Source organism: Naumannella cuiyingiana (assembly GCF_013408305.1).
Lineage (GTDB): Bacteria > Actinomycetota > Actinomycetes > Propionibacteriales > Propionibacteriaceae > Naumannella > Naumannella cuiyingiana.
Genome location: NZ_JACBZS010000001.1, coordinates 3,380,145 through 3,406,795, shown reverse-complemented (window position 1 = coordinate 3,406,795; position 26,651 = coordinate 3,380,145). Strand labels below are relative to the sequence as shown.

26 protein-coding genes and 3 tRNA genes are annotated in these 26,651 nt (G+C 70.7%); 13 read left to right on the top strand and 16 right to left on the bottom strand.

Features of this window, described 5'->3' with window-relative positions:
• Positions 1–50: 50 nt before the first annotated feature.
• The 4 genes from GGQ54_RS16025 to GGQ54_RS16010 all read left to right on the top strand — a co-directional run bounded on the left by GGQ54_RS16025 (position 51) and on the right by GGQ54_RS16010 (position 1,037).
• Positions 51–123, top strand: a tRNA-Gly gene (locus GGQ54_RS16025).
• Positions 124–189: 66 nt separating this feature from the next.
• Positions 190–260 (top strand) — tRNA-Cys (locus GGQ54_RS16020).
• A gap of 1 nt (position 261) precedes the next feature.
• Positions 262–337: transfer RNA gene (locus tag GGQ54_RS16015), tRNA-Val, on the top strand.
• A 64-nt stretch (positions 338–401) separates the two neighbouring features.
• A complete protein-coding gene (locus GGQ54_RS16010; RefSeq protein WP_179446258.1) occupies positions 402–1,037 on the top strand; it encodes a CPBP family intramembrane glutamic endopeptidase in 636 nt (211 codons plus the stop codon).
• Here the strand turns inward: GGQ54_RS16010 and GGQ54_RS16005 are convergent.
• The gene (locus tag GGQ54_RS16005; RefSeq protein ID WP_179446257.1) at positions 996–1,934 is read right to left on the bottom strand and encodes an NAD(P)H-binding protein; all 939 of its coding nucleotides are present in this window, start codon (positions 1,932–1,934) and stop codon (positions 996–998) included. The two genes, GGQ54_RS16010 and GGQ54_RS16005, sit on opposite strands and share 42 nt — an antisense overlap.
• 64 nt (positions 1,935–1,998) lie before the next feature.
• On the opposite strand from GGQ54_RS16005, the gene GGQ54_RS16000 reads away from it, so the two are divergent.
• On the top strand, positions 1,999–2,985 hold the full coding sequence (locus tag GGQ54_RS16000; protein ID WP_179446256.1) for a YihY/virulence factor BrkB family protein: 987 nt from the start codon (positions 1,999–2,001) through the stop codon (positions 2,983–2,985).
• Here GGQ54_RS16000 and GGQ54_RS15995 read toward each other — a convergent pair.
• The 3 genes from GGQ54_RS15995 to GGQ54_RS15985 are packed head-to-tail and all read right to left on the bottom strand — an operon-like array spanning position 2,896 to position 5,971.
• Positions 2,896–3,792 (bottom strand): carbohydrate ABC transporter permease, encoded by an 897-nt coding sequence (locus GGQ54_RS15995; RefSeq protein WP_179446255.1) that lies wholly within the window; start codon positions 3,790–3,792, stop codon positions 2,896–2,898. The two genes, GGQ54_RS16000 and GGQ54_RS15995, sit on opposite strands and share 90 nt — an antisense overlap.
• A complete protein-coding gene (locus GGQ54_RS15990) occupies positions 3,789–4,685 on the bottom strand; it encodes an ABC transporter permease subunit (RefSeq protein ID WP_218843906.1) in 897 nt (298 codons plus the stop codon). Before GGQ54_RS15990 ends, GGQ54_RS15995 begins: the two co-directional genes overlap by 4 nt.
• Positions 4,682–5,971, bottom strand: coding sequence for an ABC transporter substrate-binding protein (locus GGQ54_RS15985; protein ID WP_179446254.1), 1,290 nt, complete (start codon positions 5,969–5,971; stop codon positions 4,682–4,684). The genes GGQ54_RS15990 and GGQ54_RS15985 overlap by 4 nt, the downstream gene beginning before the upstream one ends.
• Positions 5,972–6,170: 199 nt before the next feature.
• Here GGQ54_RS15985 and GGQ54_RS15980 point away from each other — a divergent pair, with 199 nt between their 5' ends.
• A complete protein-coding gene (locus GGQ54_RS15980; RefSeq protein WP_179446253.1) occupies positions 6,171–6,968 on the top strand; it encodes a sirohydrochlorin chelatase in 798 nt (265 codons plus the stop codon).
• A gap of 22 nt (positions 6,969–6,990) precedes the next feature.
• Here the strand turns inward: GGQ54_RS15980 and GGQ54_RS15975 are convergent, their stop codons facing one another.
• On the bottom strand, positions 6,991–7,842 hold the full coding sequence (locus GGQ54_RS15975) for a PPK2 family polyphosphate kinase (RefSeq protein ID WP_179446252.1): 852 nt from the start codon (positions 7,840–7,842) through the stop codon (positions 6,991–6,993).
• A gap of 57 nt (positions 7,843–7,899) precedes the next feature.
• Between GGQ54_RS15975 and GGQ54_RS15970 the strand changes: the two genes are divergently transcribed.
• Entirely contained in the window at positions 7,900–8,994 is a 1,095-nt protein-coding gene (locus GGQ54_RS15970) for an ATP-dependent DNA ligase (protein WP_179446251.1), read from the top strand.
• On the opposite strand, the gene GGQ54_RS15965 is transcribed toward GGQ54_RS15970, so the two are convergent.
• The 4 genes from GGQ54_RS15965 to GGQ54_RS15950 are packed head-to-tail and all read right to left on the bottom strand — an operon-like array spanning position 8,981 to position 13,506.
• Positions 8,981–9,784, bottom strand: a complete 804-nt coding sequence (locus GGQ54_RS15965) for a GolD/DthD family dehydrogenase (RefSeq protein ID WP_343046000.1) — start codon at positions 9,782–9,784, stop codon at positions 8,981–8,983. The genes GGQ54_RS15970 and GGQ54_RS15965 overlap by 14 nt on opposite strands.
• Entirely contained in the window at positions 9,781–10,872 is a 1,092-nt protein-coding gene (locus GGQ54_RS15960) for a substrate-binding domain-containing protein (protein ID WP_179446669.1), read from the bottom strand. Before GGQ54_RS15960 ends, GGQ54_RS15965 begins: the two co-directional genes overlap by 4 nt.
• Before the next feature lie 37 nt (positions 10,873–10,909).
• Positions 10,910–11,935 carry an ABC transporter permease gene (locus GGQ54_RS15955; RefSeq protein WP_179446250.1) on the bottom strand — a complete coding sequence of 342 codons (1,026 nt, stop codon included), beginning with the start codon at positions 11,933–11,935 and terminating at the stop codon, positions 10,910–10,912.
• Positions 11,932–13,506, bottom strand: coding sequence for a sugar ABC transporter ATP-binding protein (locus GGQ54_RS15950; RefSeq protein ID WP_179446249.1), 1,575 nt, complete (start codon positions 13,504–13,506; stop codon positions 11,932–11,934). Before GGQ54_RS15950 ends, GGQ54_RS15955 begins: the two co-directional genes overlap by 4 nt.
• Before the next feature lie 103 nt (positions 13,507–13,609).
• Between GGQ54_RS15950 and GGQ54_RS15945 the strand changes: the two genes are divergently transcribed.
• Positions 13,610–14,563, top strand: a complete 954-nt coding sequence (locus tag GGQ54_RS15945) for a sugar-binding transcriptional regulator (protein WP_179446248.1) — start codon at positions 13,610–13,612, stop codon at positions 14,561–14,563.
• A gap of 12 nt (positions 14,564–14,575) precedes the next feature.
• On the opposite strand, the gene GGQ54_RS15940 is transcribed toward GGQ54_RS15945, so the two are convergent.
• The 4 genes from GGQ54_RS15940 to GGQ54_RS15925 all read right to left on the bottom strand — a co-directional run bounded on the left by GGQ54_RS15940 (position 14,576) and on the right by GGQ54_RS15925 (position 19,703).
• Positions 14,576–16,675: an immune inhibitor A domain-containing protein gene (locus GGQ54_RS15940; RefSeq protein ID WP_179446247.1), complete on the bottom strand. Its 2,100-nt coding sequence runs from the start codon at positions 16,673–16,675 to the stop codon at positions 14,576–14,578.
• A gap of 96 nt (positions 16,676–16,771) precedes the next feature.
• Positions 16,772–17,854, bottom strand: a complete 1,083-nt coding sequence (locus GGQ54_RS15935) for a DNA polymerase domain-containing protein (RefSeq protein ID WP_179446246.1) — start codon at positions 17,852–17,854, stop codon at positions 16,772–16,774.
• A 26-nt stretch (positions 17,855–17,880) separates the two neighbouring features.
• Positions 17,881–18,546: a response regulator gene (locus tag GGQ54_RS15930; protein ID WP_179446245.1), complete on the bottom strand. Its 666-nt coding sequence runs from the start codon at positions 18,544–18,546 to the stop codon at positions 17,881–17,883.
• The gene (locus tag GGQ54_RS15925) at positions 18,543–19,703 is read right to left on the bottom strand and encodes a histidine kinase (protein ID WP_179446244.1); all 1,161 of its coding nucleotides are present in this window, start codon (positions 19,701–19,703) and stop codon (positions 18,543–18,545) included. Before GGQ54_RS15925 ends, GGQ54_RS15930 begins: the two co-directional genes overlap by 4 nt.
• Before the next feature lie 126 nt (positions 19,704–19,829).
• Here GGQ54_RS15925 and GGQ54_RS15920 point away from each other — a divergent pair, with 126 nt between their 5' ends.
• From GGQ54_RS15920 to GGQ54_RS15900, 5 genes are all read left to right on the top strand, one after another.
• Complete coding sequence (locus tag GGQ54_RS15920; protein WP_179446243.1) at positions 19,830–20,732, top strand: ABC transporter ATP-binding protein; 903 nt, start codon at positions 19,830–19,832, stop codon at positions 20,730–20,732.
• The gene (locus GGQ54_RS15915) at positions 20,729–21,517 is read left to right on the top strand and encodes an ABC transporter permease (protein ID WP_179446242.1); all 789 of its coding nucleotides are present in this window, start codon (positions 20,729–20,731) and stop codon (positions 21,515–21,517) included. Before GGQ54_RS15920 ends, GGQ54_RS15915 begins: the two co-directional genes overlap by 4 nt.
• Positions 21,518–21,519: 2 nt before the next feature.
• Positions 21,520–22,287, top strand: coding sequence for an ABC transporter permease (locus GGQ54_RS15910; RefSeq protein WP_179446241.1), 768 nt, complete (start codon positions 21,520–21,522; stop codon positions 22,285–22,287).
• Between the two features lie 88 nt (positions 22,288–22,375).
• A complete protein-coding gene (msrB, locus tag GGQ54_RS15905) occupies positions 22,376–22,810 on the top strand; it encodes a peptide-methionine (R)-S-oxide reductase MsrB (RefSeq protein WP_179446240.1) in 435 nt (144 codons plus the stop codon).
• A 91-nt stretch (positions 22,811–22,901) separates the two neighbouring features.
• A complete protein-coding gene (locus GGQ54_RS15900; RefSeq protein WP_179446239.1) occupies positions 22,902–23,897 on the top strand; it encodes a DUF368 domain-containing protein in 996 nt (331 codons plus the stop codon).
• A gap of 33 nt (positions 23,898–23,930) precedes the next feature.
• Here the strand turns inward: GGQ54_RS15900 and GGQ54_RS15895 are convergent, their stop codons facing one another.
• Genes GGQ54_RS15895 through hemE form a run of 3 tightly spaced genes read right to left on the bottom strand, consistent with a single transcriptional unit; the run spans position 23,931 to position 26,585 of the window.
• Positions 23,931–24,806, bottom strand: a complete 876-nt coding sequence (locus GGQ54_RS15895; protein ID WP_179446238.1) for a ribonuclease HI family protein — start codon at positions 24,804–24,806, stop codon at positions 23,931–23,933.
• Positions 24,807–24,825: 19 nt separating this feature from the next.
• The gene (gene hemQ / locus GGQ54_RS15890) at positions 24,826–25,512 is read right to left on the bottom strand and encodes a hydrogen peroxide-dependent heme synthase (RefSeq protein ID WP_343045998.1); all 687 of its coding nucleotides are present in this window, start codon (positions 25,510–25,512) and stop codon (positions 24,826–24,828) included.
• On the bottom strand, positions 25,509–26,585 hold the full coding sequence (gene hemE / locus GGQ54_RS15885; protein ID WP_343045997.1) for a uroporphyrinogen decarboxylase: 1,077 nt from the start codon (positions 26,583–26,585) through the stop codon (positions 25,509–25,511). The genes hemQ and hemE overlap by 4 nt, the downstream gene beginning before the upstream one ends.
• Positions 26,586–26,651 lie beyond the last annotated feature (66 nt).

Genomic DNA, 26,651 nt, shown 5'->3' with positions numbered 1-26,651 from the left:
GTCGTCGGCTAGTCTCTTCCACGCGCTGCTGCCGGAAACGGCACAGCGATGCGGACGTGGCTCAGTTGGTAGAGCATCACCTTGCCAAGGTGAGGGTCGCGGGTTCGAATCCCGTCGTCCGCTCGGAGCGGGTCTCAGCCCCGGTGGTCTCGACCAGGGTCTCAACCACCAAGGTTGGGCTCCTCACCTGGTGGAGTGGCCGAGAGGCGAGGCAACGGACTGCAAATCCGTCTACACGGGTTCAAATCCCGTCTCCACCTCGGGCGATTGGCGCAGGGGCTAGCGCGCTTCCCTGACACGGAAGAGGTCACTGGTTCGATTCCAGTATCGCCCACCACCAAGGGCTGCCGACCGGCGACGGTCGGCAGCCCCTCGCTCTCCCGGCCAGGGACGGAGCCCTGATGATCGAACCGCCGCGCCACTACCCCTCGTGGGTCGTCCCGACGGTCATCGGCGCCACGCTGGTCATCGCCGCGTACTGCGTGTTCCGGATCTTTGCCGCGACCGGCGACCCGGAGTTCTTCGGCTGGTCGGTCGCGCTGTGTCTGCTGTACGCCGTGGTCGGCTCCGCCCTCGCCACGCGACGCGATCCGGGCGGCGGGCGACCGCTCTGGTCCGTCCTGGCGGCGGGTGTCTGCGCCGGTGCGTTGCTGGCGGCGGTCTTCGTCGTCGGGGCGTTCGTCGTGCGCGCCGTTCCCGCACTGGCGGACGCCGTGCGAGCGGTCACCGGGCAGGCCGATCACACGCCGTTCGTGGCGGTGGTCGCGATCACGGCGCTGACGGGCGTCGCGGAGGAACTGTTCTTCCGCGGTGCCGTCTACGCCCGGCTCGCCCGCCGGCCGGTTCTGGTCAGCACCCTGGCCTATGCGGCGGTCACCGCCGGATCGCTGAACCCGATGATGATCTTCGCCGCGCTGGTGCTCGGTACGGTCACCGGCCTGCAGCGGCGCTCCAGCGGAGGGATCGTGCTTCCGGCGGTCACCCATGTGGTGTGGTCACTGACCATGCTGCTCGCGCTCCCCGCCGTCGTCGGCTGACCCGGTCAGCGCCGCCAGCCGCTCGCGCAGCGCCGCGAGCACCATCTGCCGATAGCCGAGCACGGGGCCGGGCACCAGATCGGTGATGGCATCGTCGGTCACGATCACCTCGTTGGAGACCGACTCCAGCAGGTTGCGACCCGTCACGGGGTCGACCCGGGTGATCAACGACAGCCAGAGCGCGGATGCCCGGGGCGTGGCCACCGGGGCGATGAACACCGGCAGCGGCCGCCGGTTCAGGATCCGCCCCAGCACCTGCATCATCCGGCGATAGGTGAGCACGTCGGCGCCGCCGATCTCATACGTGCGGCCCAGCGCCTCCTCCCGCTCCGCGACCCCGACGAGATAGCGCACGGCGTCGCCGATCCAGATCGGCTGCACCCGCGTGTTCACCCACCGCGGGGCGATCATCACCGGCAGCGCATCGACCAGCTCGCGCGTCATCTCCCACGAGATCCCGCCGTGGCCGACGATGATCGCCGCCCGCAGGGTGGTCACGGGTACGCCTGCCGCCGCCAGCAGCCGCTCCGCCTCGCGCCGCGAGCGCAGGTGCGGCGACAGGTCGTCGCGATCGCTGCCCAGGCCGCCGAGGTAGACGATCTGGCGCACCCCGGCCCGGGCCGCGGCTGCACCGAAGTTCTGCGCGGCGCGGGCATCCTCGGTCTCGAAGTCCCGCGACCCGAGTCCGTGCACCAGGTAGTAGGCGACGGTCGCGCCGGCCATCGCGTCGGCCAGCGACCCGGCGTCGGCGACATCACCCGCCACCGGTCTGGCCGGCCCGGCGTACTCGTCGGGGTTGCGGGTCATCGCCCGCACATCGTGCCCGGCCTCCGCGAGGGCCGGCACCAGCCGCCGTCCCACGAAACCGGTCGCCCCTGCCACCAGGATCGATGCCACCGCCGCCTCCGTGCGTTGCGTGTCGTTGCCCGGACCGCGCGCCGGGACTGTCAGGATAGGAGCAATGAACGCGATCCCCGGCACGGACACCGTTCCGGGACGGCTCCGCAAGGTCGGTGTGCTGGCCTTCCGCGCCGGGTTTCGCTATCGCGTGATCGGCCTCGCGGCGGAGAGCGCGTTCTTCGCCCTGTTGTCGCTGCCGCCGATGCTGTTCGCGCTGGTCGGAGCGCTCGGCTTCGTCGCCGCACAGACCGACCCGTCGACGATCTTCGGGCTGCGCGACGACATCCTCGGTTTCGCGGGCCAGTTCCTGACCCGGACCAGCATCGAGTCGATCCTCGCCCCCACCATCGACGAGGTGATCAGCAGCCGGCGCTCCGATGTGGTGTCGATCGGCTTCCTGATCGCCCTGTGGACGGGATCGCGGGCGATCGCGGTCTTCGTCGAGACCGTCAGCCTGATGTATGGCTACCAGGGCAGGCGCAGCATCGTGCGGCAGCGGGCCCTCAGCTTTGCGCTGTTCTTGTTGTTGCTGGTGATCGGCATCGTGCTGATCCCGCTGATCCTCACCGGGCCTTCGCTGATCGGCGAGCTGTTGCCCGAGCGGGTTGCCTGGCTGGCCGGGCTCTACTGGCCCGTGGTGACGTTGCTCTCGATCGGGCTGGTCACCACGATGTTCTATCTCGCGGTGCCCGAACGCCACGCCTGGCACTCGCACCTGCCGGGCGCGCTGTGGACGATGGTGATGTGGCTGGTCGGCAGCCAGCTCCTGCGCCTGGTGCTCTCCTTCGCCAGCGACACCACCTCGATCTACGGGCCGCTCGCAGCGCCGATCGCCGTCTTGTTGTGGCTCTATCTGACGTCGCTGGCCGTGCTGATCGGCGCGGCCATCAACGCCTCCGTCGCCGAGGTCTTTCCCCGGTTTGCGGGGGTACGCCCGACTCCGCGACGGGCCGAGGACTCACTTCAGGCCGCTGCTGGCGATGCCGGTGACGATCTGGCGCTGGAGGAACAAGAAGATGATGATCACCGGAACCATCGAGACGACTGACATCGCCAGGATGTAGTTGAACGGCACGATCAGTTCGGCGTTGAACTGGGCCAACGCGACCGGGAGGGTGTAGTTGTCCTGCTGCTGGGAGATCACCAGCGGCCACAAGAAGTCGTTCCAGCGCCACATGATCGAGAAGATGGTGACCACCGCGATCGGCGGACCGCACAGCGGCAGCACGACCCGGGCGAAGATGCCGAACTCGCTCGCTCCGTCGACCCGCGCGGCCTCGATCAGATCGTCCGGTATCCCCAGCATGTACTGCCGGATCAGGAACACCCCGGTCGGCGTCGCCGCCGGCGGGATGATCAGGCCCCACAACGTGTTCACCAGCCCGAGCTGGTAGGCCATCTGGTAGACCGGGATCAGGATCACCTGCAGCGGGATCATGATCGTCGCCAGCACGAGCAGGAAGACGAAGTTGCGGCCGCGGAAGTTGTACTTGGCCAGGCCGTAGGCGCACATCGTGTTGATCACGACCGTCAACGCGGTGGCGGCGACCGTGACGATCACCGAGTTGCGCAGATAGGTCGCGAACGGGAATCGCTCCAGCGCCCCGGTGTAGTTCTCCAGGCTCCACTGCGCGGGCAGGATCACCGGCGGCCGCTGCGCCAGTTCGGTGGGGGTCTTGAAGCTCGACACGAAGGTCCAGACCAGCGGGCCGAGGATCAGCAGCGCGGTGGCGATCAGGATCACGTAACGCGCGATCGCCCAGCCCGTCGGCGGGCGGCGGCCGGTGCCGGTCCAGGTCGGCGCGGCCGGCCGCCCTGCGGCGACATCGGGCGGGTTCGTCGCCGGGGCGCTCATGCGATGCCCCGACGCCGCGCGTTGAGGAAGTTCAGCATGGTGAAGGCGAACACGCAGATGAACAACACCACCGAACCGGCCGCGGCGATCCCGTAGCGGATCGGCGAGACGAAGGCCCGCTCGTAGACGAACTGCACCATCAGCATCGTCGCGCCGACCGGGCCACCGCCGGTCAGCGAGTAGATGTAGTCGAAGGACTGGAAGGCCGACATGGTGCCGAGGATCACCACCACCAGGGTCGTCGGGCGCAGCAGTGGCCAGGTGAGGTGCCGGAACTGTTGCCAGCGCGAGGCGCCGTCGACATGCGCCGCCTCGTAGACCGTCGGGTCGATTCCCTGCAGCCCGGACAACATGATCAGCGTGTAGAAGCCCAGGTGGATCCACAGCCCGACCGCGATGATCACCCCCATCGCGAGCGGTCCGTTGATCAGCCAACCCGGCTCGGGCAGGCCGAGCGTGCCGAGGACGATGTTCACCAGACCGTTCGTCCGGTCCAGCAGCCAGCGCCACAACAGCCCGATCACCACGGCCGAGAGCAGGCTCGGCAGGAACAGCACCGCCCGGAAGAACCCCCGCCCGGGGAAGGCGTCGTTCAGCAGCACGGCGTACGCCGTGGCCAGCACTGTGGTCGCGATCACGAAGCAGATCACGTAGAAGACGGTCTGACCGGCCACCTGCCAGAACTCGGCATCGCTGACCAGCTCGGAGTAGTTGCTGGTCCCGACGAACCGGAAATTGCGCCCGTCGCGGGAGTCGTAGAGGGAGATGTTGACCATGTTGATCGCCGGCCAGATCGTGAACAGCAAGAAGATCACCAGGTTCGGCGCAATGAACAGGTACGGCGCGAGCGTACGCGCCGTGAACCGCCGCCGGCGTGCGACGGGCCGGCTCACCCGGCCGCGTCCTGCAGCGACTTCTCCGCGCCCTTGCGGAAGGCGGCCACGGCCTGGGCCGGATCCTGCTGCCCCGCCAACACGGCGGCGAGCACCTTGGTCATCTCGGTGCTGGTGGCGCTGAAGGCGGGCGAGAACGACGTGCCGAAGGTGTCGGGCGGGGTCTGCTGGACATCGGCGAGGAAGACCTGCATGTCGGCATCGCGGTTGCTGTATTCCACCCCGGACTCGATCAGGTCCTTGCGGGTCGGCAGGAAGTTGGCCTTGTCCGCCAGATAGCGCTGGGAGTCGGCGGAGTTCATGAAGGCGATGAAGTCGGCGGCGAGCTGCTGGCGCGGGCTGGCCTTGAACGCGCCCATGAACTTGCCGCCCGGGAATCCGCCGCAGCGCTCCTGGCAGGGGTTCGGCACCGCCGCCCAGTCGAACTCAGCGGACTCGGCGAAGGCCGCGACCTGCCAGTTGCCCGAAACATAGATCGGCGCCTGCTGGGCGAGGAAGATCTCGTTCGCCGCGGTGTAGCGCGTACCGGCCTGCAACCACAGGTCGCGCGGCATCACGCCGTCGGCATTCAGCTCGGCGAACCTGGTCACGGCGGCGACGGCCGGCTCCTCGGCGAGCGCGACCTGCGTACCCGATTCGTCGAAGACGGTCGTCCCGTACTGGCTCATCATCGTGGAGAACCGGTGACCCGACACGTCCATGGCCAGACCGAACTCGGTGCCGGCGCCCTTCTTCACCTGCTCGGCCGCCTCGACGACCTCGTCCCACGACCGCCACGGCCGCTGCGCCGTCGGTGGCTCGACGCCGGCCTTCTCGAACAGGTCGAGATTGATCATCGGCCCGTTCAGCGTCAGGTCGCTGGGCACCGCGAGCAGCTCGCCGCCCGGCCCGGTGGCCGGTCCGGCCATGCCGTCGAGGTACTGCCCCGCGAGCTCCGGTCGCAGCGCGGTCAGATCGACCAGGTCGTCGCGGACCGGGGTGAGCGTGGTCAGGCGGGCAACGTCGGGGGGATTACCACCGGAGAGCCTGGCCTGCAGCGTCTGCTCCAGATTGGCGTACGGGATCAGTTCGAGGTTCACCGTGGCCCCCGTCTCCTGCTCGAAGCGGGCGATCAGGTCGCGCGTCGCCTGCTCGTCCGGACCGTCGGTGAAGTACAGGTAGGTCAGCGTCTGGTCGCCCGTCTGCTCCGCCTCGCCCCCGGCGCCGCCGGGCGCACAGGCCGCGGTCGCCGCCAGCACCAGCGCCGCGCCTAGCCCGGCCGCCGTCCTGATCAGTCCTCGTCGCATCGCGTCGTCCTTCCGCATTGGGGGAGCCACACTGCCGCGCACAGTTTTGCCGATCCGGCCACGATTGACGAGACGCCGGCGCGATATGTCGCCCAGCCGTGACCCGAGGCCACGAGGTCGATGCTCAATATGTGAGATTCAATCTCATACTTTGGTATCTCAGCTTGTGGACGCGTGTCCGAGCCGCGAGAGTGTCCGCATGAACGCACCGACTCTCGTCGTCCTGGCCGCCGGCAGCTCTGATTCTCAGGTCAACCAGGTAGCCCACGCCATGCGCGTCGGGCTGCAGGCGATGCGTCCCGAACTCGACGTCCGCGCTGCGTTCCTCGATCACTGTCCGCCGACCGGACCGCAGGTGGTCAGCCACCTGGCCCGCGCCGGCGTGCGCGAGATCGCCTTCGTTCCCGCACTGCTGTCCAGCCCGTTCGCCACCGACGAGCGCGTCGCGACGCTGGTACGCCGCACCCGCGCCACGCACCCGGAGATCCGCACCGCGGTCGCGGGGTCGATCGGCCCGGAGGCGAGCCTGTTGTCCCGGGTCGACGCGCAACTGCGGCAGGCGCTGCGCCGGGCCCGGGCCACCGAGCTCGACGGCCTGGTGCTGCTGGCCGAGGGCACCCCCGATTCCCGCGGAGCGGCGCTCGTCGCCCGCCGCGCCCGGCAGTGGGGCCAGCACCACAAGCTGCCCTGCGTACCCGTCTTCACCGATGCCGGCGCCGGCGCGATGGCGGAGGCGCTGCACTCGCTGTACGCCCAGGGGCGGCGCAACGTGGCCGTCGGCTCGCTCTGCCTGACCGCCGATGCGCACTGGGTGGAACGGGCCGAGCAAGCGCGGTCGGCCGGCGTCGTCGCGGTCGGCGATCCGCTCGGGGCCGACGAGACCGTCCTTGATCTGGCGCTGGCCCGCTACGCCGTGGCGGCGATGGAACTGGTCGACTTCGGTTTCGACGAGACCGCGGAGCCCGCGCGCCCGTCGCTCAGCGTGGTCGGTGCCTGAGGCCGCTTGAGCGGCCCCGGCGTCACATGGTCGCCGCGAGCAGCCTCTTCTGCTCGGCCACGTCGAAATCGGCGGGCGGCCAGCCGAGGTTCAGCCGCTCCAACTGCTCGGCGAGCAACTGGGCGGCCGCCCAGTTGCGGTACCACTTGCGATCGGCCGGGATGACGTACCAGGGCGCGACCTCGGTGTTGCAGTTGGCCAACGCGTCGGCATAGGCCGCCTGGTAGTCCGCCCAGCGGGAGCGGGCGACCAGGTCGCCCGGGTTGTACTTCCAGTACTTGTCCGGGTTGTCCAGCCGCTCCATCAGGCGCTCACCCTGCTTGGCATAGGACACGTTCAGGAAGCACTTGATGATCAAGGTGCCCTGCTCGGCCAACCGGGCCTCGAACTCGTTGATCCGGTCATAGCGCGAGCGCCATTCGGCCTCGTCCACGAGCTGCTCGACCCGGACCACCAGCACGTCCTCGTACTGGGAGCGGTCGAAGATCCCGACCTGGCCGGGCGACGGGAGCGCACGCTCGATCCGCCACAAGAAGTCGTGGGACCGCTCCTCCTCGGTGGGCGCCTTGAAGCCGGTGATCCGGACGCCCTGGGGGTCCATCAGCCCGACCGCGTGCCGGATCACGCCGCCCTTACCGGAGGTGTCCATGCCCTGCAGGATCATCAACACCCGCGGCGCGCTCTCCGGATCGGCCCGGCCGGCGGCGAAGAGGCGCTCCTGGCGATCGTCCAGCACGGGCGCCAGCTCGGCCATCAGCTTCGGCTGGTCCGACTTGTCCTTGCCGGGGAACCCGTGGGTGGCGCGGGGGTCGAGCGCGGACAGGTCGACCGGCCCGGCCGGCAACCGCAGGAGGTCGGAGATCGGAGTCGTCATGGCGTCATCCTGCCGCACGCGGCGGTTCGGCGTACCTGTGCGAACTACCATCACCGGGTGGACCTGCCGCTGTCTCCCCCGCTGGCGCCGATGCTCGCGGCGCCGGCGACGACGATTCCGCCCGGAATGGCCTATGAGCCCAAGTGGGACGGATTTCGCGCGCTGGTCTTTCGTGATCACGACGAGGTACGCCTGATCAGCCGCTCGGGCCGCGACCTGACGCCCTACTTCCCCGATGTCGTCGAGGCCGTGCGCGCCGATGCGCCGCAGCGTTGCGTGCTCGACGGCGAACTCGTGGTGATCGACGGCGATGCCCTGCGCTTCACCCGACTGCTGGAGCGGTCGGGGGCGGCACCGCACCGGGTCGCCCAACTGGTACGCCTGCGCCCGGCATCCATGATCGTCTTCGACGTGCTTGCCGTGGACGATCTTGCGATGCTGCGGCTGCCCTATCGGGAGCGGCGCCGCGTCGCGGAGGCGCTGTTCGCCGACCTCTCCGGGCCGCTGTTCCTGAGCCCGATGACGACCGACCCCGACACCGCGCGCGAGTGGTTCGCGCGCTTCGAGGGCAATGGTCTGGACGGCGTGATCGCCAAGTCACCGGACGGCCCCTACCTGCCGGGCGTGCGCGCGATGACGAAGATCAAACATCGCCGCGACGCCGACACCGTGATCGGGGGGTTCCGCCTGCACAAGAACTCCGCGCCCGGCCGACCGCTGCTCGGCGTGCTGCACCTCGGCCTGCACGACGAGCGGGGGCGGCTGGCCTGGGTCGGTGCCTGCTCCGGTTTCTCCCGCGATGCCCGCGAGCGGCTGCTCGAGGTGTTGCTGCCGCTCGCGCTGACGCCGGGTACGCCGGCCCACGCCGAGCATCCCTGGGCCCCCCCGACGCTGCCCGGGGATGCTCGGCGCCCGCAACCCGGTCCGCGCAGCGGCGGCCCGGACGAGGCCACCTATCTGCTCGCGCCCGAACTCGTCTGCGAGGTCTCCTACGACCACCTCGAGGACGACCTGCGCTTTCGCAGCAGCCCGGCCTTCGTCCGGTTCCGCCCCGACCGGCTGCCCGCCGAGTGCACGTTCGCCCAGTTGGAGGCGCGTCCGAGCACCGACCTGCGCTCGGTGCTCGGCGCCGGACCGGTCACCAGATCGTGAATCCCCCGTCGATCACCAGATCGGCACCGTTGATCATCGCGGCCGCGTCGCTGGCCAGGAACGCCGCGGCGGCGGCGATCTCGGCGGGCACGGCGAACCGGCCGACCGGGATCTGCGCCTGGTGGGCGACCCCCTTGGGGTTGTCCCAGGCGGCGATCCCGAGCGGTGTCAGCACCACGGTCGGCGAGATCGCGTTCACCCGGACCCCGCGACCGGCCCACTCCAGGGCGAGGACGCGGGTGAGGCCGATCACTCCGAACTTCGAGGCCGAGTAGGCGACGTGCTCGGCGATCGCCACCCGCGCCGCCTGGGACGCGAGGTTGATGATCACGCCCCGGCCGCGGTCCAGCATGCCGGTGCCGACGGCCCGGCACATCCGGTAGCTCCCGCTGAGGTTCACCGCAATCGTGGTGTCCCAGTCCTCCTCCGGCAAGGATTCGGCCGGTGCCAGCCGGGCGATGCCCGCGGAGTTCACCAGGATGTCGATCCCCGACAGGCGCTCCTCGGCGATGCTCACCGCTCGGGTGACCGATTCGGTCGATGTCACATCGCAGGCCACCGCGCTCGCGCGACCGCCGGACTCCCCGATCGCGCCCGCGGCGGACTCGGCGGCCCGCTCGTCGACGTCCATGATCACCAGATCGGCACCCGAGTCGGCGAACCGCTGCGCGATCGCCGCGCCGATCCCCGAGGCCCCGCCCGTGACGACCGCGCTGCGACCGGTGAGGTCGACGCGGATGTCGTCGGCCGGAGCGGCGATCTCGGTGATCAGCCCGGAACCGGCGCTCACTGCCCGCCCGGTTCCTGGCCGGGGATGCCCTCGTAGGCGATGTTGCCGGTCTTCAGGTTCTCCGCGGTCAGCTCGGGGATCTGGGACAGGAACTCCTGTCGGTTGGTGACCACGTGTTCCATCGCCACGCCGACATTGTCCTTCGTGATCCGCGGCATGATGTAGACCGGCTTGGTGTTGATCTGCTCCCCGCGGGCGATCGCCGCGGCGACCGCGAGACCCGCGGACAGCTCGACCGTGCCGTTCTGCAGCATCGTGCCGATGAACTCACCGGACTCCACCGCCTTCAGCCCGTCCTCGATGCCGTCGATGCCGACGATCGGCGTATCGGTCGCACCGGCCTCCTTCAGGGCCTGCAGCGCGCCGAGTCCCATGTCGTCGTTCTGGGCGACGACTCCGTCGATCTGGTCGCCATAGGCCGAGATCCAGTTCTTGGTCTTGTTCACCGCCTCGTCGCGCTTCCAGTTGGCGGTGTCCTGCGCGAGGACCTTGATGTCGGGATTCTCGGCCAGCACGTTCTCGATACCGGTCTGCCGGTTGATCTGGCCCGACTGCCCGAGCGGGCCCTGCAGGATCACGATGTTGCCGCGCCCGCCGAGCGCGTCGGCCATCATCTGCATCTCGTTCTCCCCCGCGAGCACGTCGTCGGGTTGGACGTCGCCTGCGACATCGGGATTGTTCAGCGAGGCGTTGACCGGGATCACCGGGATTCCGGCCGCATTGGCCGCGGCGACCTGCGGCTGCAGCGAGTCGGCCTGGACCGGGACCACGACGATCGCGTCGACGCCCGCGGCGATCAACTGGTCCATCTGGCTGGCCTGGGTGCTCACGTCGAGATTCGCCGAGTTCCACAACACCTCGATGTTGTTCGCCGCGGCATAGGCGTCCATGCCCTCCTTGCCGGCGGTGATGAACGAGCTCATGTCGTAGACGGTGACGCCGATCCGCAGCCGGTCGCCGCCCTCGCCGCCCTCACCCCCTTGGTTGCGCGTGGGGTCACCGGCGCCACAGGCCGCGGCCAGCAGCACCAGCGCGGCGGTGATCACCGCCACCAGTGGACGGGTGATCTGTCGGGTCCGTCGTCGCATCATGTCTCCTTCGTTGGTGGGCGTGTGGTGGGTACGGTCAGGTCCGGCGTTTGGCCGTCCAGACATCGACGGCAACCGCGAAGACGATCAGGACTCCCTTGATCACGTCCTGCCAGTACGCCGGGACCAGCAAGATGTCGAGGCCGTTGTTCAGGGTCTGGATCAGGATCAGGCCGAGCGCGGTGCCCCAGATCGATCCGCGGCCACCCATCAGGCTGGCACCGCCGATCACGACCGCGGCAATGGCATCGAGCTCATAGCCCTGGCCCAGATTGGGCGGGCCCGAGATCACCCGGGAGGCGAGCATCACCCCGGACAGGCCGGCGAGCACGCCGGAGATCACGTAGACGCTGAACAGGATTCCGCGGACATTCACGCCGGCGATCTCGGCCGCATTGCGGTTCCCGCCCACGGCGTAGACGCGCATCCCGTACGACGTCCGTCGCATCACGAACGCCAGCACGAGAATCCCGGCGATCATCACCAGGACCGGGATCTGCAGCCCGAAGATCGTCGTGTTCGCGATCGCGCCGAACTCCGGCGGCAGGCCGTTGATCGGGGCGCCGCCACCGATCGCGTACGCGACCCCCGAACCGGCGGTCAACATGCCGAGGGTGGCGATGAACGGTGGCACGTTCACCACCGCGACGAAGAAGCCGTTGATCGCACCCGCGAGCAGCCCGACCAGGACAGCCGTCAGCACGGTCAACAAGACCTGTCCCGGATTCGCCTTGGCAACGGCGGCGCCGGCCATCGCCGACACCGCGATCACGCTGCCGACGGACAGATCGATGCCGCCGGTCAGGATGACCAGGGTCTGGCCCAGCGCGATCAGCGCGAACGGCGCGGCGGCGATCAGGATCGTCTGCACGTTGTCGAGGCTGGAGAATCGCGCGCTGCGGTAGCTGAAGTAGCAGATCACCAGCAACACCACGATCAACATCGCGTTGCGCAGCAGCAGCCCGATCCACCACTGCCGGGAGAAGCGTCGCGCCTCCCCGCCCAGCTCGGTGCTGTCGGGCACCTGGTCGGGACCGGCGACCTGGCTGGTCGAATCGCTCATCGAACGTCCTCACTCCCGTGCTCGTCGTCGGTCGCCGCCCCGGTCGCGGCGGGCGGAGCTTCCTGATCACCCGTGGCGAGGGTGAAGATCCGGGCCTGGGCGTCGTCGGCACCGAGCGCCGCCCGATCCAGCTCGCCGGCGACCTGCCCGTCGGCGAGGACCAGCGCCCGGTGGGCGAGCCCCAGGATCTCGGGCATGTCGGACGACGCCATGATCACTGCGACCCCACCGGCGGCGAGGTCGGTGATGATGCGGTAGATCTCCGACCGCGCGCCGACGTCGACACCGCGGGTCGGCTCGTCGAGCAGCAAGACATCGATCTCTCCGGTCAGCCAGCGCGCGAACACGACCTTCTGCTGATTTCCCCCGGACAACGTGCCGACCTCCTGGCCGAGGCCCCGCGAACGGAGCCGGACCGAGGTCATGGCCTGTTGGACGGCCTGGGTCCGCGCCCGCGGCCGCAGCACGCCGCCGCGCGTGAATCGGGCGAGGTGGGGCAGGCTGCCGTTGTCCAGCACCGACATGCCGAGGACGGCACCCGAGGCCTTGCGGTCCTCGGGGACCATCGCCAGGCCGCGCCGGATCGCCGACCGCGGCGCGCCCCGAGCGAGGGTCTTCCCGTGCACCCGGATCACGCCCGCATCGCTTCGGCGTACCCCGAAGATCGCCTCCAGCAGCTCGGTGCGACCGGCGCCGACCAGCCCGGCCAGGCCGACGATCTCGCCGCGTCGCACCTGAAGGCTCACCGGCCCGCCGGCGCCGGTGACGTGCAGGCCGTCGATCTCGAGCACGACATCCTCGCCGGCGGGTGTGATGTCGGGGAACAGGGTGCCGAGTTCGCGACCGATCATGGCGGTCACGATGTCCTCGTCACTGACGGCCGCGATCGGCTGGTCCATGATCAGACTGCCGTCGCGCAGTACCACGACCCGGTCGGCCAGCGCCCGGATCTCCTCCATCTTGTGGGTGGTGTAGATCATTGCCACGCCCTGGGAGCGCAGCCGCCGGACCACGCGGTAGAGCTGCTCGACCTCTCGCTCGGAGATCGCCGACGTCGGCTCGTCCAGCAGCAGGACCCGGGCCCCGGTGTGGGTGGCCTTGACGATCTCGATGATCTGCTGGATGCCGACCGGCAGCCGGCGCATCGGCGCCGTGACGTCGATCTCGACGCCGAAGTCGGCGAGCGCGGAGCGGGCGGCCTTGATCATCGACCGCCGGTCCAGCAGGCCGAACCGGTGCAGCTCACGGCCGACGAAGAGATTCTCATAGACCGACTGCTCGGGGATCGAGGCAAGCTCCTGCGGGACGATCGCGACCCCGGCCCGGTGGGCGTCGGCGACGCTGCCGTGCAGTTCGTGCCCGTCGACGCTGACGCTCCCGCCGTCTGCCCGGTACTGACCGGAGGCGATCTTCAGCAGGGTCGACTTGCCCGCCCCGTTCTCACCGGCGAGTGCCGTGACGGTGCCGGGCTCGAGGTCGAGGCCGACGCCGGTCAGGACCGGCACGCCGCCGAACCCCTTGGTCACGTCCCGGACCGACAGCACCGGCGCCACGTCGCCTCCCCGCCTCATTGCGATCTGCTCATGTGAGCGCCCCATGTCCACATGAGTGCTCGTGCGTGGTGTCGACGCTAGATTGCACACTGGAGCGTGTCAAGAGCCTTATGATGCTCATATGAGCATGGGGGATGCGGCCCGGCCGACGGTCGCGATCGACGAGCAATTGCTGATGGCAGAGGTGGCGCGCCGCTACTTCTGGGAGGGCCGCACCCGCGTCCAGATCGCGACCGAGTTCGGGCTGTCCCGGTTCAAGGTGGCACGCCTGATCGAGGCGGCACTGCGTACCGGGATCGTGCGGATCGAGATCGCCATGCCGCAGGCGGTGGATGCCGAGCTCTCGGTGAAGCTGCGGGAGCGCTACGGGCTCGACCGGGCCCTCGTCACCACGACCGCGGGCACCTCACCGGAAGTCATCCGCGACGCGCTCGGCGCGGCCGCGGCGCGGCTGCTCGGTGACCTTGTCGGTGAGGGCGACGTGCTGGGCGTGACCTCGGGCCGGACGATCGACGCCACCGTGCGCCACCTGACCAGCCTCGCCGGGTGCGAGATCGTCCAACTGACCGGCATGAGCGGGAATCTGGACGAGAATTCCGTCGAGGTGCTGCGCCGGGTGGCGGCCGTCTCGGGCGGGGCCGCGCACAGCATGTACGCCCCGCTGACGGTGTCGACACCGGAGGCGGCGGCGGCCCTGCGCGCGGATCCCCGGGTGCGGCAGGCATATGCCAGGTTCGGCGACGTGACCATCGCCCTCGTCGCCGTCGGCTGCTGGAGCCCGGCGGACTCCCGGTTCCACGACGAGGTGAGCGACGCCCACCGCTCCGAACTGCTCGCCCGCGGAGTGATCGCCGATGTCGGCGGCGCGCTGATCGACGCCGCCGGACGACCGGTGACGGACTTCGACGACCGGGTGCTCGGTCTGACCGTCGATCAGCTCGCCGCGATCGACCAGGTGATCGTCGTCGGCGGCGGCGAGCGCAAGGCGCCCGCCATCCTTGCCACGCTGCGCGCGGGGATCGTGAACACCTTGATCACCGACGGCGGTGTCGCACGCTATCTGCTCGCCGACTGATCATTCCTCAACTCAGCCGGCGGCGCAGTCCGAGGTCGCCCGCGCACCGGGCCGGCCCTCCGAGGCGGCGGAGAAGGTGATCACCGCGGCCGCCGAGGCGCCGGGCTCGCGGACGGCGTACCCCTGCACGGTGACGGTCTCCCCCGGCGCGGCGGCGACGAACTCGTTCGGCACCACCGCGCGCCAATTGCTGCCGTCGGCGACATCCCCCGATACGCGGTAGACATCGTCGGCGAAGTCGGCATCGCGGGCCGCGCGCCCGGTGTTCGTCAGCGTGAACGTGCAGCGGACCACCTCGGTGTTCAGCGGTTCGGCCGCTGCCGCGCTGGCCGTGACCCCGCGGCGCTGGGGCCCGGCCCCCTCCAGCGAGCGCACGGCGAGGTCATAGCTCAGCACGCCCCGCTCGTCGCGGCTCGTGCCCAGGACGTAGAACCGCAGGCCGTTGCGGCGGTCGGTGTACTCGGCGGCCGATCCGGACCCGGCACCGGCCTTGAACAGCCCGTCGTTGAGCTGGCGATGATCACCGCGAGTCATCGGCACCGGCGTACCGCTCGCGTCGACGTAGTCGGTCAGTCCGATGTCGTCGGGGTTCGCGTCGATCACCCACTTGCCGGGATTCGCCCAACGGTCGTCCTTGGTCTTGGCCAGCAGCACGCCCGAGTCGGCGGTGAAGGAGTCGCTGCCCATCCGGTCGACGACCTCCAGGGTGTAGGCGTCATAGCCGCCGCCGTCGCAGCGCCACTCGTTGCGCGGCCCGCCCGCCCCCTGCGAGACGCAGGTGGAACGGTCCCCGCCGTCGAGGCCGATGACCATTCCGGCCGCATCGTCGGGGCCCTGGACGGCGCGCGCCTGCACCCGAGTACGCACGATGCCCTTCGCGGTCAGCTCCGAGCGGTTGGTCCGGACCACCGCGTCCTTGTCCACCATCTTCAGGGTCATCTTGTCCCGCAGCATGAGCTGCGCGCCCATCACCGCGCCGCGGTCCGACGGCACGTGCCAGCGTTCGTGCTGCCCGCCCGGCCCGTTGAACGAGCCGCGACTCAACATGTCCCACACGCCGGACGCGTCGCGTCTCGGGTCGGCGGCATAGGGGTTGCCGTAGTTGTCGCCGATCGACAGGTTGTGACTGAGCTCGTGGGCATAGACCGCGGCGCCGGAGGACTCGGCCTCGATGGAGGTGGTGCCGCTGGCGTTGGGCCACATCGACGCCGCGGACTTCCACGAGGTCCAGTCGACATAGCGGGTGTCGGCCCATCTCGGGGCCTCCTTGCCGGTCTCGGCCGCCACGGCCTCGCGCCACTCCGGCGGCGGGCCGAGCTCGTCCGGGATGTCGGCGGGCGAGGCGTACCGCTTCTGGCCGAATTCCAGCCAGGTCGCCGATTCGTCCATCCCGGCGCCGACATAGAACACGTTGTCGAACTCGCCGATGGGATCGTCCATCCCGGTGTCGGCTCTCCACTCGGCCAGCGCATCGCGGCGGAAGTCGCCGTTGCACTTCAGCGCCTTCGGGCACTGGGTCTCCGGCGGACCACCGGCGCTGAACCCGGCGAAGTGGTACTGGTAGGACTTCTTCGGCAGCCGGTACGGGCCGAACGGCACGAGTTCGACGCCGTAGCGGCCGGCGGAGGTCTCCATCCAGTACTCGTTCAGGGTGTGGCCACGATTCAGCTCCGAGGGCTTGTTCAGGAAGTCGGCAAAGAACTGCGGCACGTCCTCGCGGGGCAGGTCGCTGACCAGGTCCGGGTTGCCCCACGGTGTCGAGCCCTTCGGCTGGGTGACCTGGAACGGCTCGTCGGGGTAGTCGAGCAGCACGATCGCCGCGCGCCACTTCTTCACGGTCGGCTCCCGGCCCGGGTCGGACCAGTCGGCGCCCGGCGTGGCGACGTAGTCGTCCCAGGTGAGCTGGTCGAGATCGGCGACCTGCTGCGGATCGATCGGCGCCACGCCCGGCGCGATCTCCGACGCCGGCTCGATGGCGATCCGCGGACCCCCGGGCAGGGCGTGCGCCGGGGCGGTGCCGGCCAGCAGGCCGGCGAGCGCGGCGACCGCGACCAGCCAGCGGATCGGACGACGGGCGAACAGCCGCGGACCGGGTGACGATGCTCGGAACATCTGGGGGCCTCCGGGATCGGGTCCTTGCATGCTAGACATCCGACCTCATCCGCGCAGGTATTCACCGCAATCGGGCAGCGCTCGCCTCGCGCCGTTCTACTTCTCGATCCGGTTCCCGTGCTCGTCCCAGTGCGCGGCGACCTTCTTGCTGGGCTGCACGCGCGGCGGCTCGCCCGGCTGCTTGGGATAGTCGGGCGGCCAGTTCAGCTCGCCGCCGGGCAGGTTCTCCCACAACTCCAGCAGCGGCTCGATCGAGTACGCCGCATCGTCCATCCCCGCCCACGGGTCGCCGTCGGCGAGGTAGTCGGGAATCGTCGTCAGGTTGTACTCGCCCGGGTCCGTCACCTCGGCCAGGTGCTGCCAGGTCATCGGCGTGCTGACCGGGGCGCCGGGACGCGCGCGCAGGCTCCAGGCGCTGGCGATCGTCCGGTCGCGCAGGTTCTGGTTGTAATCCAGGAACAACCGGGCGCCCCGCTCCTCCTTCCACCAGGCGGTCGTCACGCCACCATCGCGGCGCTCCAGCTCGCGGCCGAGACCGATCGCGGCATGGCGTACCTCGTCGAAGCCCCAGCGCGGCTCGATCCGCACGTAGATGTGTACGCCGCGATTGCCGCTGGTCTTCGGATAGCCGCGCAGCCCCAGCTCCTCCAGCAGCTCGCGCGCGACGGCGGCGACCCGTTGGGCATCGGCGAATCCCGTGCCCTCCTGGGGATCGAGGTCGATCCGCAACTCGTCGGGATGATCGACATCGGGCCGGCGTACCGGCCAGGGGTGGAAGGTCAGCGCACCCATCTGCGCCGCCCAGACCAGCGACGCCGGCTCGGTCGGGCACAGCTCGTCGGCGGTACGCCCGCTCGGGAAGGTGATCTTGACGGTCTCGACGTAGTCGGGCGCCCCCTTCGGCAGCCGCTTCTGGTAGAAGCCGTCACCGTCGCGATCCTGCGGCCCGGTCGCCAGCCGCATCCCCTCCCGCCAGCCGTCCGGCCAGCGTTCCATCGCCGTCGGCCGCTCGCCGATGCTGCGCAGCATCACCTCACCGACCTCGGCGAAATAGCGGCAGACATCGAGCTTGGAGATGGCGGGGGTGCGCTCCGTCGCCTCGTAGACCACGCGGTCCGGGCTGGACACCCGGACCTCGCGTCCCCCGACGACGAGCTCCGCGGCGGGCGTCTTGGCCATGGGGCCAACCTAGTGCCGGGGCGTGGTCACCCGCGCTCGACCAGCCCGTGCCGGTACGCGAAGATCGCGGCCTGGGTGCGATCGCGCAGCCCGAGCTTCGCCAGCACCCGCCCGACGTGGGTCTTCACCGTGACCTCCTCGACCGTCAGGGCCGCCGCAATCTCGGCATTGCTCAGCCCGTCGGCCACCAGCAACAACACCTCCCGCTCCCGCGGGGTGAGCTCCGCCAGCCCGGGCGGCGGGCGCCTCGGCAGATCGCGGCGCGCCGGATCGGTGAAGTGCCGGATCAGCCGCCGGGTGGTCGCGGGCGAGACCACCGCGTCACCGCGGTGCACGTGCCGGATCGCCTGCAGCAGCTCGGCCAGCGGGGTGTCCTTGACGAGGAACCCGCTGGCGCCCGCCTGCAGCGCATCGAACACGTGCTCGTCGAGATCGAAGGTGGTCAGCACCAGGACCCGCGGCCCGTCGGCCCGTCGCGAGATCCGGGCGGTCGCCTCGATCCCGCTCATCCCCGGCATCCGGACGTCCATCAGCACCACATCGCAGGCGCATCGGTCCAGCAGCGCGAGCGCCTCCCGCCCGTCGGCGGCCTCACCGACGATCCGGATCCCCGGCTGGGCGCCGAGCGCCATCCGCAGGCCGGTCCGGACCAGTTCCTGATCATCGACCAACACGACCCGGACCGGGCTCATCCGGACCCCCGCACCGGCAGCGCCGCCACCACCTCGAACCCGCCGCCGGCGCGTGGCCCGGCGCGCAGCCGCCCGCCCAGGGCGCCGACCCGCTCCCGCATCCCGATCAACCCGTGACCGGCATCCTCCCGGTCCGGCTCCGCCGGGCCGGTTCCGTCGTCGCGCACCATGATCGACAACTCGTCACCGGTACGCCGCAGGCACACCTCGACCGCGCGCGCCGTCGGGGCGTGTGTGCGGACATTGGTCAGGGCCTCCTGCACGATCCGGTACGCGCCGAGCTGCACACCCGCCGGCAGCTCCGCACTCCCGGCGGCGAGCGTCATCCGGACCGGTACGCCGAGCGCGACCGACTGTTCGACCAGCCCACGCAACTGCCCGATCCCCGGCAGCGGCGCGTGACCGGTCGGTTCGGCGCTGCGCAGGACGCCGAGCATCGAGCGCAACTCCTGCATGGCGCTGCGGCTGCTGTCCTCCAGGCTCCGCAGGGCCGACCTGGCCTGCCGGGGGTCGGTGTCGATGCAGGAGGCGGCGCCCGCCGCGAGCAGGCCCACCGCGCTCAGGTTGTGCGAGACCACGTCGTGCAACTCGCGCGCGATCCTGATCCGTTCGGCCACCGCGGCGGCCTCCACCTGCGCGTGCCGCTCCTGCTCGGCCTGCTCGGCCCGCGCCCGCAGGCTCGCCAGGTGGTCGCTGTGGGTGCGCGCCAGCGTCCCGGCGAACCAGGCCACCAGCACCAGCCCCAGCAGGGACAGCAGGTCGCGCGGGCCCAGGAAGTACTCCCCCAGGCGCGGCGCGACCGCGGCGATCACCCACCCCGCCACGGCCGCGGCGGCCGGGACCGACCACCGCCAGGACCGAAGCCGCGCGACGCCGTAGAGGCCGGCCAGCAACATCACGTCGGCGGCCAGCAGGCCGACGCCCGCCAGCAACTGGAGCGCGGCCACCGCGACGATGGCGGCGAAGGCGGCGACCGGCCGGCGGCGACGCCAGAGATAGGGCAGGCACAGGCCGAGGGGGATCAGCAGGGCGGCGTACCCGCCCGGCCCCGCCCCGAATCCCTGGATGGGCAGGTTGTAGGCGAACACAGCGGACGCGACCAGGCCGTCGGTGATCATTCCCGGCCACCGCCCGGTCCGGTCCCGCGTTCTCGTCACCGCCTCCACCATCGCGATGCTAATCCCCGGGCGGCGGCGGGTGATCAAAGATCCTCCTTGGGTAGGAGGCCGAAGATCCTGCCCACGGGCGACGATCCGCGCGCGTGATCACAGCACGCTGGATCCATGGACACCGTGACGACCGCGAACCTGACCAAGAGGTACGGCAAGCACACCGTGGTCGAGGGGCTCGACCTGCAGATCCCGGCCGGCTGTGTGTACGGCTTCCTCGGGCCGAACGGGTCCGGTAAGTCGACCACGATGAAGCTGTTGCTCTCCCTGGTCCGGCCGAGCGCGGGCGAGGTGCGCATCCTGGGCGAGCCGATGACCCGCCGGACCCGGCGCCGACAGCTCGCCCGGATCGGTTCGCTGATCGAGGCGCCGCCGGGATATACCCACCTCACCGGCGCCGAGAACCTGCGGCTGGTCCGACGCGCCCTCGGGCTGAGCGCCGACAAGATCGACTGGGCGGTGCGGACCGTGCGGCTGGATCGGCAACTGGACAAGAAGGTCGCCAACTACTCGCTCGGCATGAAGCAGCGCCTCGGCATCGCCATGGCACTGGCCCGGCAACCCAGTCTGCTGATCCTCGACGAACCGACCAACGGGCTCGACCCGGCGGGCATCGAGGAGATTCGGGAACTCCTCGGCAACCTCGCCCGCCGCGGTGTCACGGTGATGGTGTCGAGCCACCTGCTCGGCGAGATCGACAAGACCGCCGACCGGCTCGGCATCATCTCCCGCGGCCGGCTGGTCTTCCAGGGCACCCGCGCCGACCTGTTCGCCGCGGCCACCCCGGCGGTGTTGATCGACACCCCGGTTCCGGCGCGCGCCGAGGAAGCCCTGCGCGGCCGGATCGCCGCCTCCACGCTCGCCGGCGGCATCCGGATCGAGGGCATCGACAACGCGGTCACCGCGCGGGTGGTGGCCGACCTGGTGCGGTCCGGCGTACCCATCCACGGCGTCCGCCGCGAGGAACAGTCCCTGGAGGACGTGTTCTTGAACCTGACCAGCGGCGGCCGGCTGTGATCGCGACCACCGAGGCCCGGCGGTCGGCCGGCGTGGCGTCGCGGTCGGCGGTGCTGATCAACGAGCTGGCCAAGCTGCGCCACCTGCGCATCGGGATGCTCGCCGCCGTGCTCGTCGTCGCCCAGGCGGGCGTGGTCATGCTGACGACCGTGTCCAGCGCCGAGTTCACCGACCCGGCCACCAGGGACTGGACCGTGGTGCTCGCCGGGCTCTCCCGGTCCGCGCCCCTGCTCTGCCCGCTGTTGATCGCCGTCATCGCCAGCCGGTTGATCGACATCGAGCACCGCGGCAACGGCTGGCTGATGAACCAGACCAGCGGCACGGCCCCCGGCGCCCTGTGCCGGGCCAAGCTGATCATCGGCGCGAGCATCCTCACCTGCGTCGCGATCGCCACCAACCTCGCCATCCTGGGACTGGGGCGGCTTGCCGGCATCCGAACCGCGGTGCCGGCGGGGCTGTGGGCGGGGTACGCCGCCTGCGCCCTGCTGATCAACATCGTCGTGCTCGCCGGCCACCTGCTGCTGGCGGCGAAGATCGGCAACCAGCTCGTCACCCTCGGCATCGGCCTCGTCGGCACGGTGATCGGAGTCTTCGCGACCGGCCTGCCCGTCTGGTTCGCCCACGCCACGCCGTGGGGTTACTACTCGCTGGCCGAGGCCGCGCGCTACCAGGACGGCCACCTGATCATCCGCACGCCGGACTACCTCGGCGTGCTCGTCATGTTCGTCGTCGCAGCCGCGCTGTTCGGTCTTCTCACCAACGCATTCGACCGCAGGGAGGGCTGATCATGGCCACCGATCTGTTCGCCGGCGTCGCCACCGAGCTGGGCAAGCTCAGGCGCTCGCTCGGCTGGAGCGTCGTGGTCGGGCTGCCCGTGATCATGGTCTTCGCGGGCGCGTTCACCACCGTCGTCTCCGGCGAGCCGCTCGCCGACGGCTGGCACACCCTGTGGCTGCGGTCGCTCGTGTTCTACGGTCTGCTCCCGCTCACCCTCGGGCTCGCCATCCTGGCCTCGCTGGCTTGGCGCACGGAACACCGCGACGGCAACTGGAACGCCCTGATGACCACGCCGGTCCCGTCCTGGCAGATCGTGTTGTCGAAGACTCTGGCCATCGGCCTGCTGGCGGCGGCCATGCAGGTGCTGCTGCTGCTCGTCGTGATCGCCGCCGGCACGCTGCTGTTCGGCCTGCCCGGCATGTTGCCGGCGCGCTACTTCGCCATCACCGCGGTCCTGATCATCGCCACGCTGCCGGTGGTCGCCCTCCAGTCGGCCCTGTCGCTGGCGATCCGGTCCGTCGCCGTCCCCGTGGCCATCGCCGCCGCCGGGGCGGGCGTCGCGGCCGTCGCGCTGATGGCGAAGCTGCCCGGGGTGGCGTACCTGCTGCCCTATGCGGTCACCGCGCGCAGCACCCAACTGGCCACCGGCACCTTCGGCGACAGCGGCCGGCTCACCGCCCCAACCGTGGTCGCGCTGCTGATCGCGAGCGTGCTGCTCACCGCTGCCGTGACCGTCCTCGCCGCCCGGTACCTCGACCGCCGCGATGTGCACGCCTGACGACGTGAGCCGCGGGACCGGTGGAATACGCTGGTCCCCTCCCGCGTTGCACCGACGGCACGGTTTGCCCGGACGGAAGGAGTTGATCATGACCAACACCCCGCAGGATGCCCCGAAGCTGAAGGTCCTGAAGACCGAGGACGAGTGGCGGGCCCAACTCAGCCCCGACGAGTACCACGTGCTCCGCGAGGCCGGCACCGAGCGTCCGTTCGTCGGCGAGTACACCGACACCAAGACCGAGGGCGTCTATCGCTGTCGCGCCTGCGGCGAGGAGCTGTTCCGCAGTGACACCAAGTTCGACTCCCACTGCGGCTGGCCGAGCTTCTACGCCCCGACCGGCAATGAGGCGATCCGCTACATCGAGGACCGCTCGCTGCCCGGCATGCCGCGCACGGAGGTACGCTGCGCCGCCTGCGACTCCCACCTCGGCCACGTCTTCTCCGGCGAGGGCTACGGCACCCCGACCGATCTGCGCTACTGCATCAACTCGCTGAGCATGACCCTGGAGCCGGCGCAGGGCTGAGTCCCGCGTCGGCGCCGCTGCGCCGCGAATGGGGAATCGGCGTCGACGCGGCTAGGCTGACCGCTCAGTACCTCCCACCCCCACCGGAGTCATGACGTCCAGCGCGCGCCCACTCACCCCGGCCGACCGTGCCGGCTCCTCCCGACCCTCGCTCCTCGGCCTGCTCGGCAACTGGCTGCGCGGCATCCTGATCGGCATGGCCGAACTGGTACCCGGCGTCTCCGGCGGCACGGTGGCCCTGGTCGTCGGCTGCTACGACGACCTGATCGGCTCGGCCGCGAAGGTGGTGCGCGGCTTCGTCTCGCTGATCCGCCCGCCGCACGGACAGACGCGGGGCGCGGCGTTCAGGTCCGAGCTGGGCGACGTGCGCTGGTCGCTGGTGATTCCGGCACTGATCGGCATGGGCACCGCGATCGTCGCACTGTCCGGGATCATGCACGGTTTCGTCGAGGACTCCCCCGAACTGTCCCGGGCCCTGTTTGCCGGGATGGTGCTGGCCAGCCTGCTGGTGCCGATCTCGATGCTGCGTACCCAGACCAGGGCGCCCGGCGGCGCGGGCCGACGCGTCCTGGAGTTCGCCGTGGTCGCGGCCGCAGCCGTTGCCCTGTTCCTGCTGCTCGGCCTGCGCGACCCCGCCCGGTCGGCGACCGAACCGCCGCTGCCCCTGGTCTTCCTCGCCGCCGCGATCGCCATCTGCGCCCTGGTCGTGCCGGGCGTCTCCGGTTCCTTCCTGCTGCTGGCGATGGGCCTGTACGCGCCGACCCTGGCCGCGGTCAGCGACCGCAACGCGAGCTATCTCGGTGTCTTCGCCCTGGGGGCGATCGTCGGCCTCGCCACCTTCGTCCAGGTGCTCAGTTGGCTGCTCCGCGAGCACCGGCGCTGGACCCTGCTGGTGATGCTCGGCCTGATGGCGGGTTCGCTCCGGGCGCTGTGGCCGTGGCAGGGCGCCGACGGTTCGTTCCGGGCGCCCGGGCCCGACCCGTGGCCGGCCGTCGGACTCTTCGTCCTGGGCGTGGCGGTGGTCCTGGTCCTGTGGCTGGTGGAGCGCCGGATGACCCCGCAACCGAAGCCGGCCCGCGCCGCCTGAGGGACTCCCGCTCGGGATTCCCCACTCAGGTGCTCAGGGCTCGCGCGTACCCTGCGCGAACACCTGCCGCCAGCCCGACGCGGTACGCCGCCACACCGAGCTGCGCAGCCGACTCTCCCCCGGTTCGACCGCGCGCCAGACCAGCAGCATCACATCCTGGCCGAGCGGGCGTGCCTCCAGCAGTTCCAGGCTCGCGTCGCAGGCCGGATCCGCGGCCAGGGCATCGATCATGTCCGCCCGGTTCCACAGGCGGCCCGACGCGCCGATCTCGACCCACTCGGGCGCGAGCAGCGCGGCAAGGCGGCCCACGTCGCCGCGTACCGCCGGATCGAGCAGCTCGCGTTCCGCCGCCACCACCTGCTCGGTGTCGGTGGGCTCCAGTGCGAACAGCGCCTCGGGCTCGCTCTCGCCGGCGTCGCCGGCCGGGGCGGGCGTACCCGCAACCGGCTCGCCGCCGAATCCGGGGCCGGCGTCCGGGCGCCCACCGCGCTGGTACGCCGATGCGGCCGCCCGGGCTCGCTCGTCGGCCGCCTCGTTGAGCGCGTGCCCGGCATGGCCCTTCACCCACTGGAAGTCCACGGTGCGGCCGGTCATCGCGATGTCCAGTTCGCGCAGCAGCTCCTGGTTCAGTACCGGCTTGCCGTCGGCCTTCTTCCAGCCGCGGCGCTTCCAGTTCGCCATCCACTTGGTGATCGCGTTGATCACGTACTGGCTGTCGCAGAGCACCAGCAGCGGCTCGTCGCTGCCCGCGGTGGCCCGCAACAGGTCCAGCACCGCCATCAGCTCGCCCATGTTGTTGGTGCCGTGGGCCCAGCCGCCGGCGGCCCAGCGGTCGGTGTCGATGAACCAGCACCAGCCCGCGGGGCCGGGATTGCCCAATGCGGAACCGTCGGCGGCGGCGACGATCATCGTCGCGGACCCGCGGCGATCATGAGCCGGCCGCCGACCAGCTCGTCACGATGTCGGCGAGTTCGCGGCGCCGACCGGTGAAGAACGGCACCTCCTCGCGGGTGTGCCGGCGGGCCCGCGCCGCGCGCAGCGCCCGCATCAGATCGACGATCCGGTGCAGCTCGTCGGCCTCGAAGGCCAGCATCCACTCGTAGTCGCCCAGCGCGAACGCGCTCACCGTGTTGGCGCGGACATCCGGATAGTCGCGGGCCAGCATCCCGTGCTCGCGGAGCATGTCGCGCCGCTCGTCGTCGGGCAGCAGGTACCACTCCAGCGACCGGACGAACGGGTAGACGCAGACGAAGTCCCTGGCCTGCTCGCCGGACATGAACGCCGGGACGTGGCCCTTGTTGAACTCGGCGGGCCGGTGCAGCGCAAGCTGGGACCAGACCGGCTCCAGGAACGCGCCCAGCTCGCTGGCCCGGAGCGCCAGGTAGGCGTCCTGCAGCGTCGCCGAGTCGGGCGCATGCCACCAGACCATCAGATCGGCATCGGCGCGCAGCCCCGCCACGTCGTACCAGCCCCGGATGTCCAGGTCGGCGCCCTCGGTGGCCCGCGCCACCCGTTCCAGCGCGTCGGCGGCGGCCTCGGCCGGCGGTGCCGCGCCGCGCGCGAACACCGACCACATGGTGTAGCGGATCGTCTCGTTGATCTCCCGCGCCTTCACCGCTCGCCCGCTCCTGCCTGTTCGGCCGCGCGTAGTTGCGCGGACTCCGCGTGGACCAGCTCGACGATACGCGTGAGCACCGCGGGGTCGGTCTGCGGTGGCACGCCGTGGCCGAGATTGAAGATGTGGCCGGGCGCGTGGGCGCCGCTGCGGATGACCCGGCGGACCCGCTCTGCCAGGACCGGCCAGGGTGCGCCGAGCAGCGCCGGGTCGAGATTGCCCTGGACGGCGTACCCGCCGCCGGTGCGTCGCGCCGCCTCGGCCAGCGGCACCCGCCAGTCCACGCCGATCACGTCCGCGCCGGCCGCGGCCATGTCGGACAACAGCTCGCCGGTGCCGACCCCGAAGTGGATCCGCGGTACGCCCGGGTGCTCGCGGCCGATCTGCGCCAGGATCGCCGCGGAGTGCGGTGCGACGTGCTCGCGATAGTCGGCCGGCGCCAGCGAGCCGACCCAGGAGTCGAAGAGCTGGACCGCCGCCGCGCCGGCGGCCGCCTGGGTGGCGAGAAAGGTCGCCGACATCCGGGCGAGCTTCTCGCACAACTCGGCCCAGACCCGGGGCTCGGCCGCCATCAGCGCCTTGGTCCGCGCGTGATCGCGGCTCGGACCGCCCTCCACCAGATAGCTGGCCAGCGTGAACGGTGCACCGGCGAAGCCGATCAGCGGCACCGATCCGAGCTGCTCGGTCAGCGCACCGACCGCCTCGGTGACGAAGCCGAGCGCGCCCGGGTCCAGCTCCGGCAGCGCCCGAACGGCGGCGAGATCGCGGATCGGCTCGGCGATCACCGGACCCGTCCCCGGCACGATGTCGAGGTCGATTCCGGCGGCGGCCAGCGGCACCATGATGTCGGAGAAGAAGATCGCCGCATCGACGCCGTGCCGGCGGACCGGCTGCAGGGTGATCTCGGCGACCAGCTCGGGCCGCCGGCAGCTCTCCAGCATCGTGGTGCCCTCGCGGACCGCGCGGTACTCGGGCAGGGAGCGCCCCGCCTGTCGCATGAACCACACGGGTACCGGTCCGTCGGTCTGTCGGCCGGTCGCGGCGCGGACCAGCGACGAGTCATCCCACTGCACGGGTGCATCCTGCCGCGCGCCCGCCAGCCCGTCGAACCGGCGCGTCGGGCGCACCGCCGCGGCCGA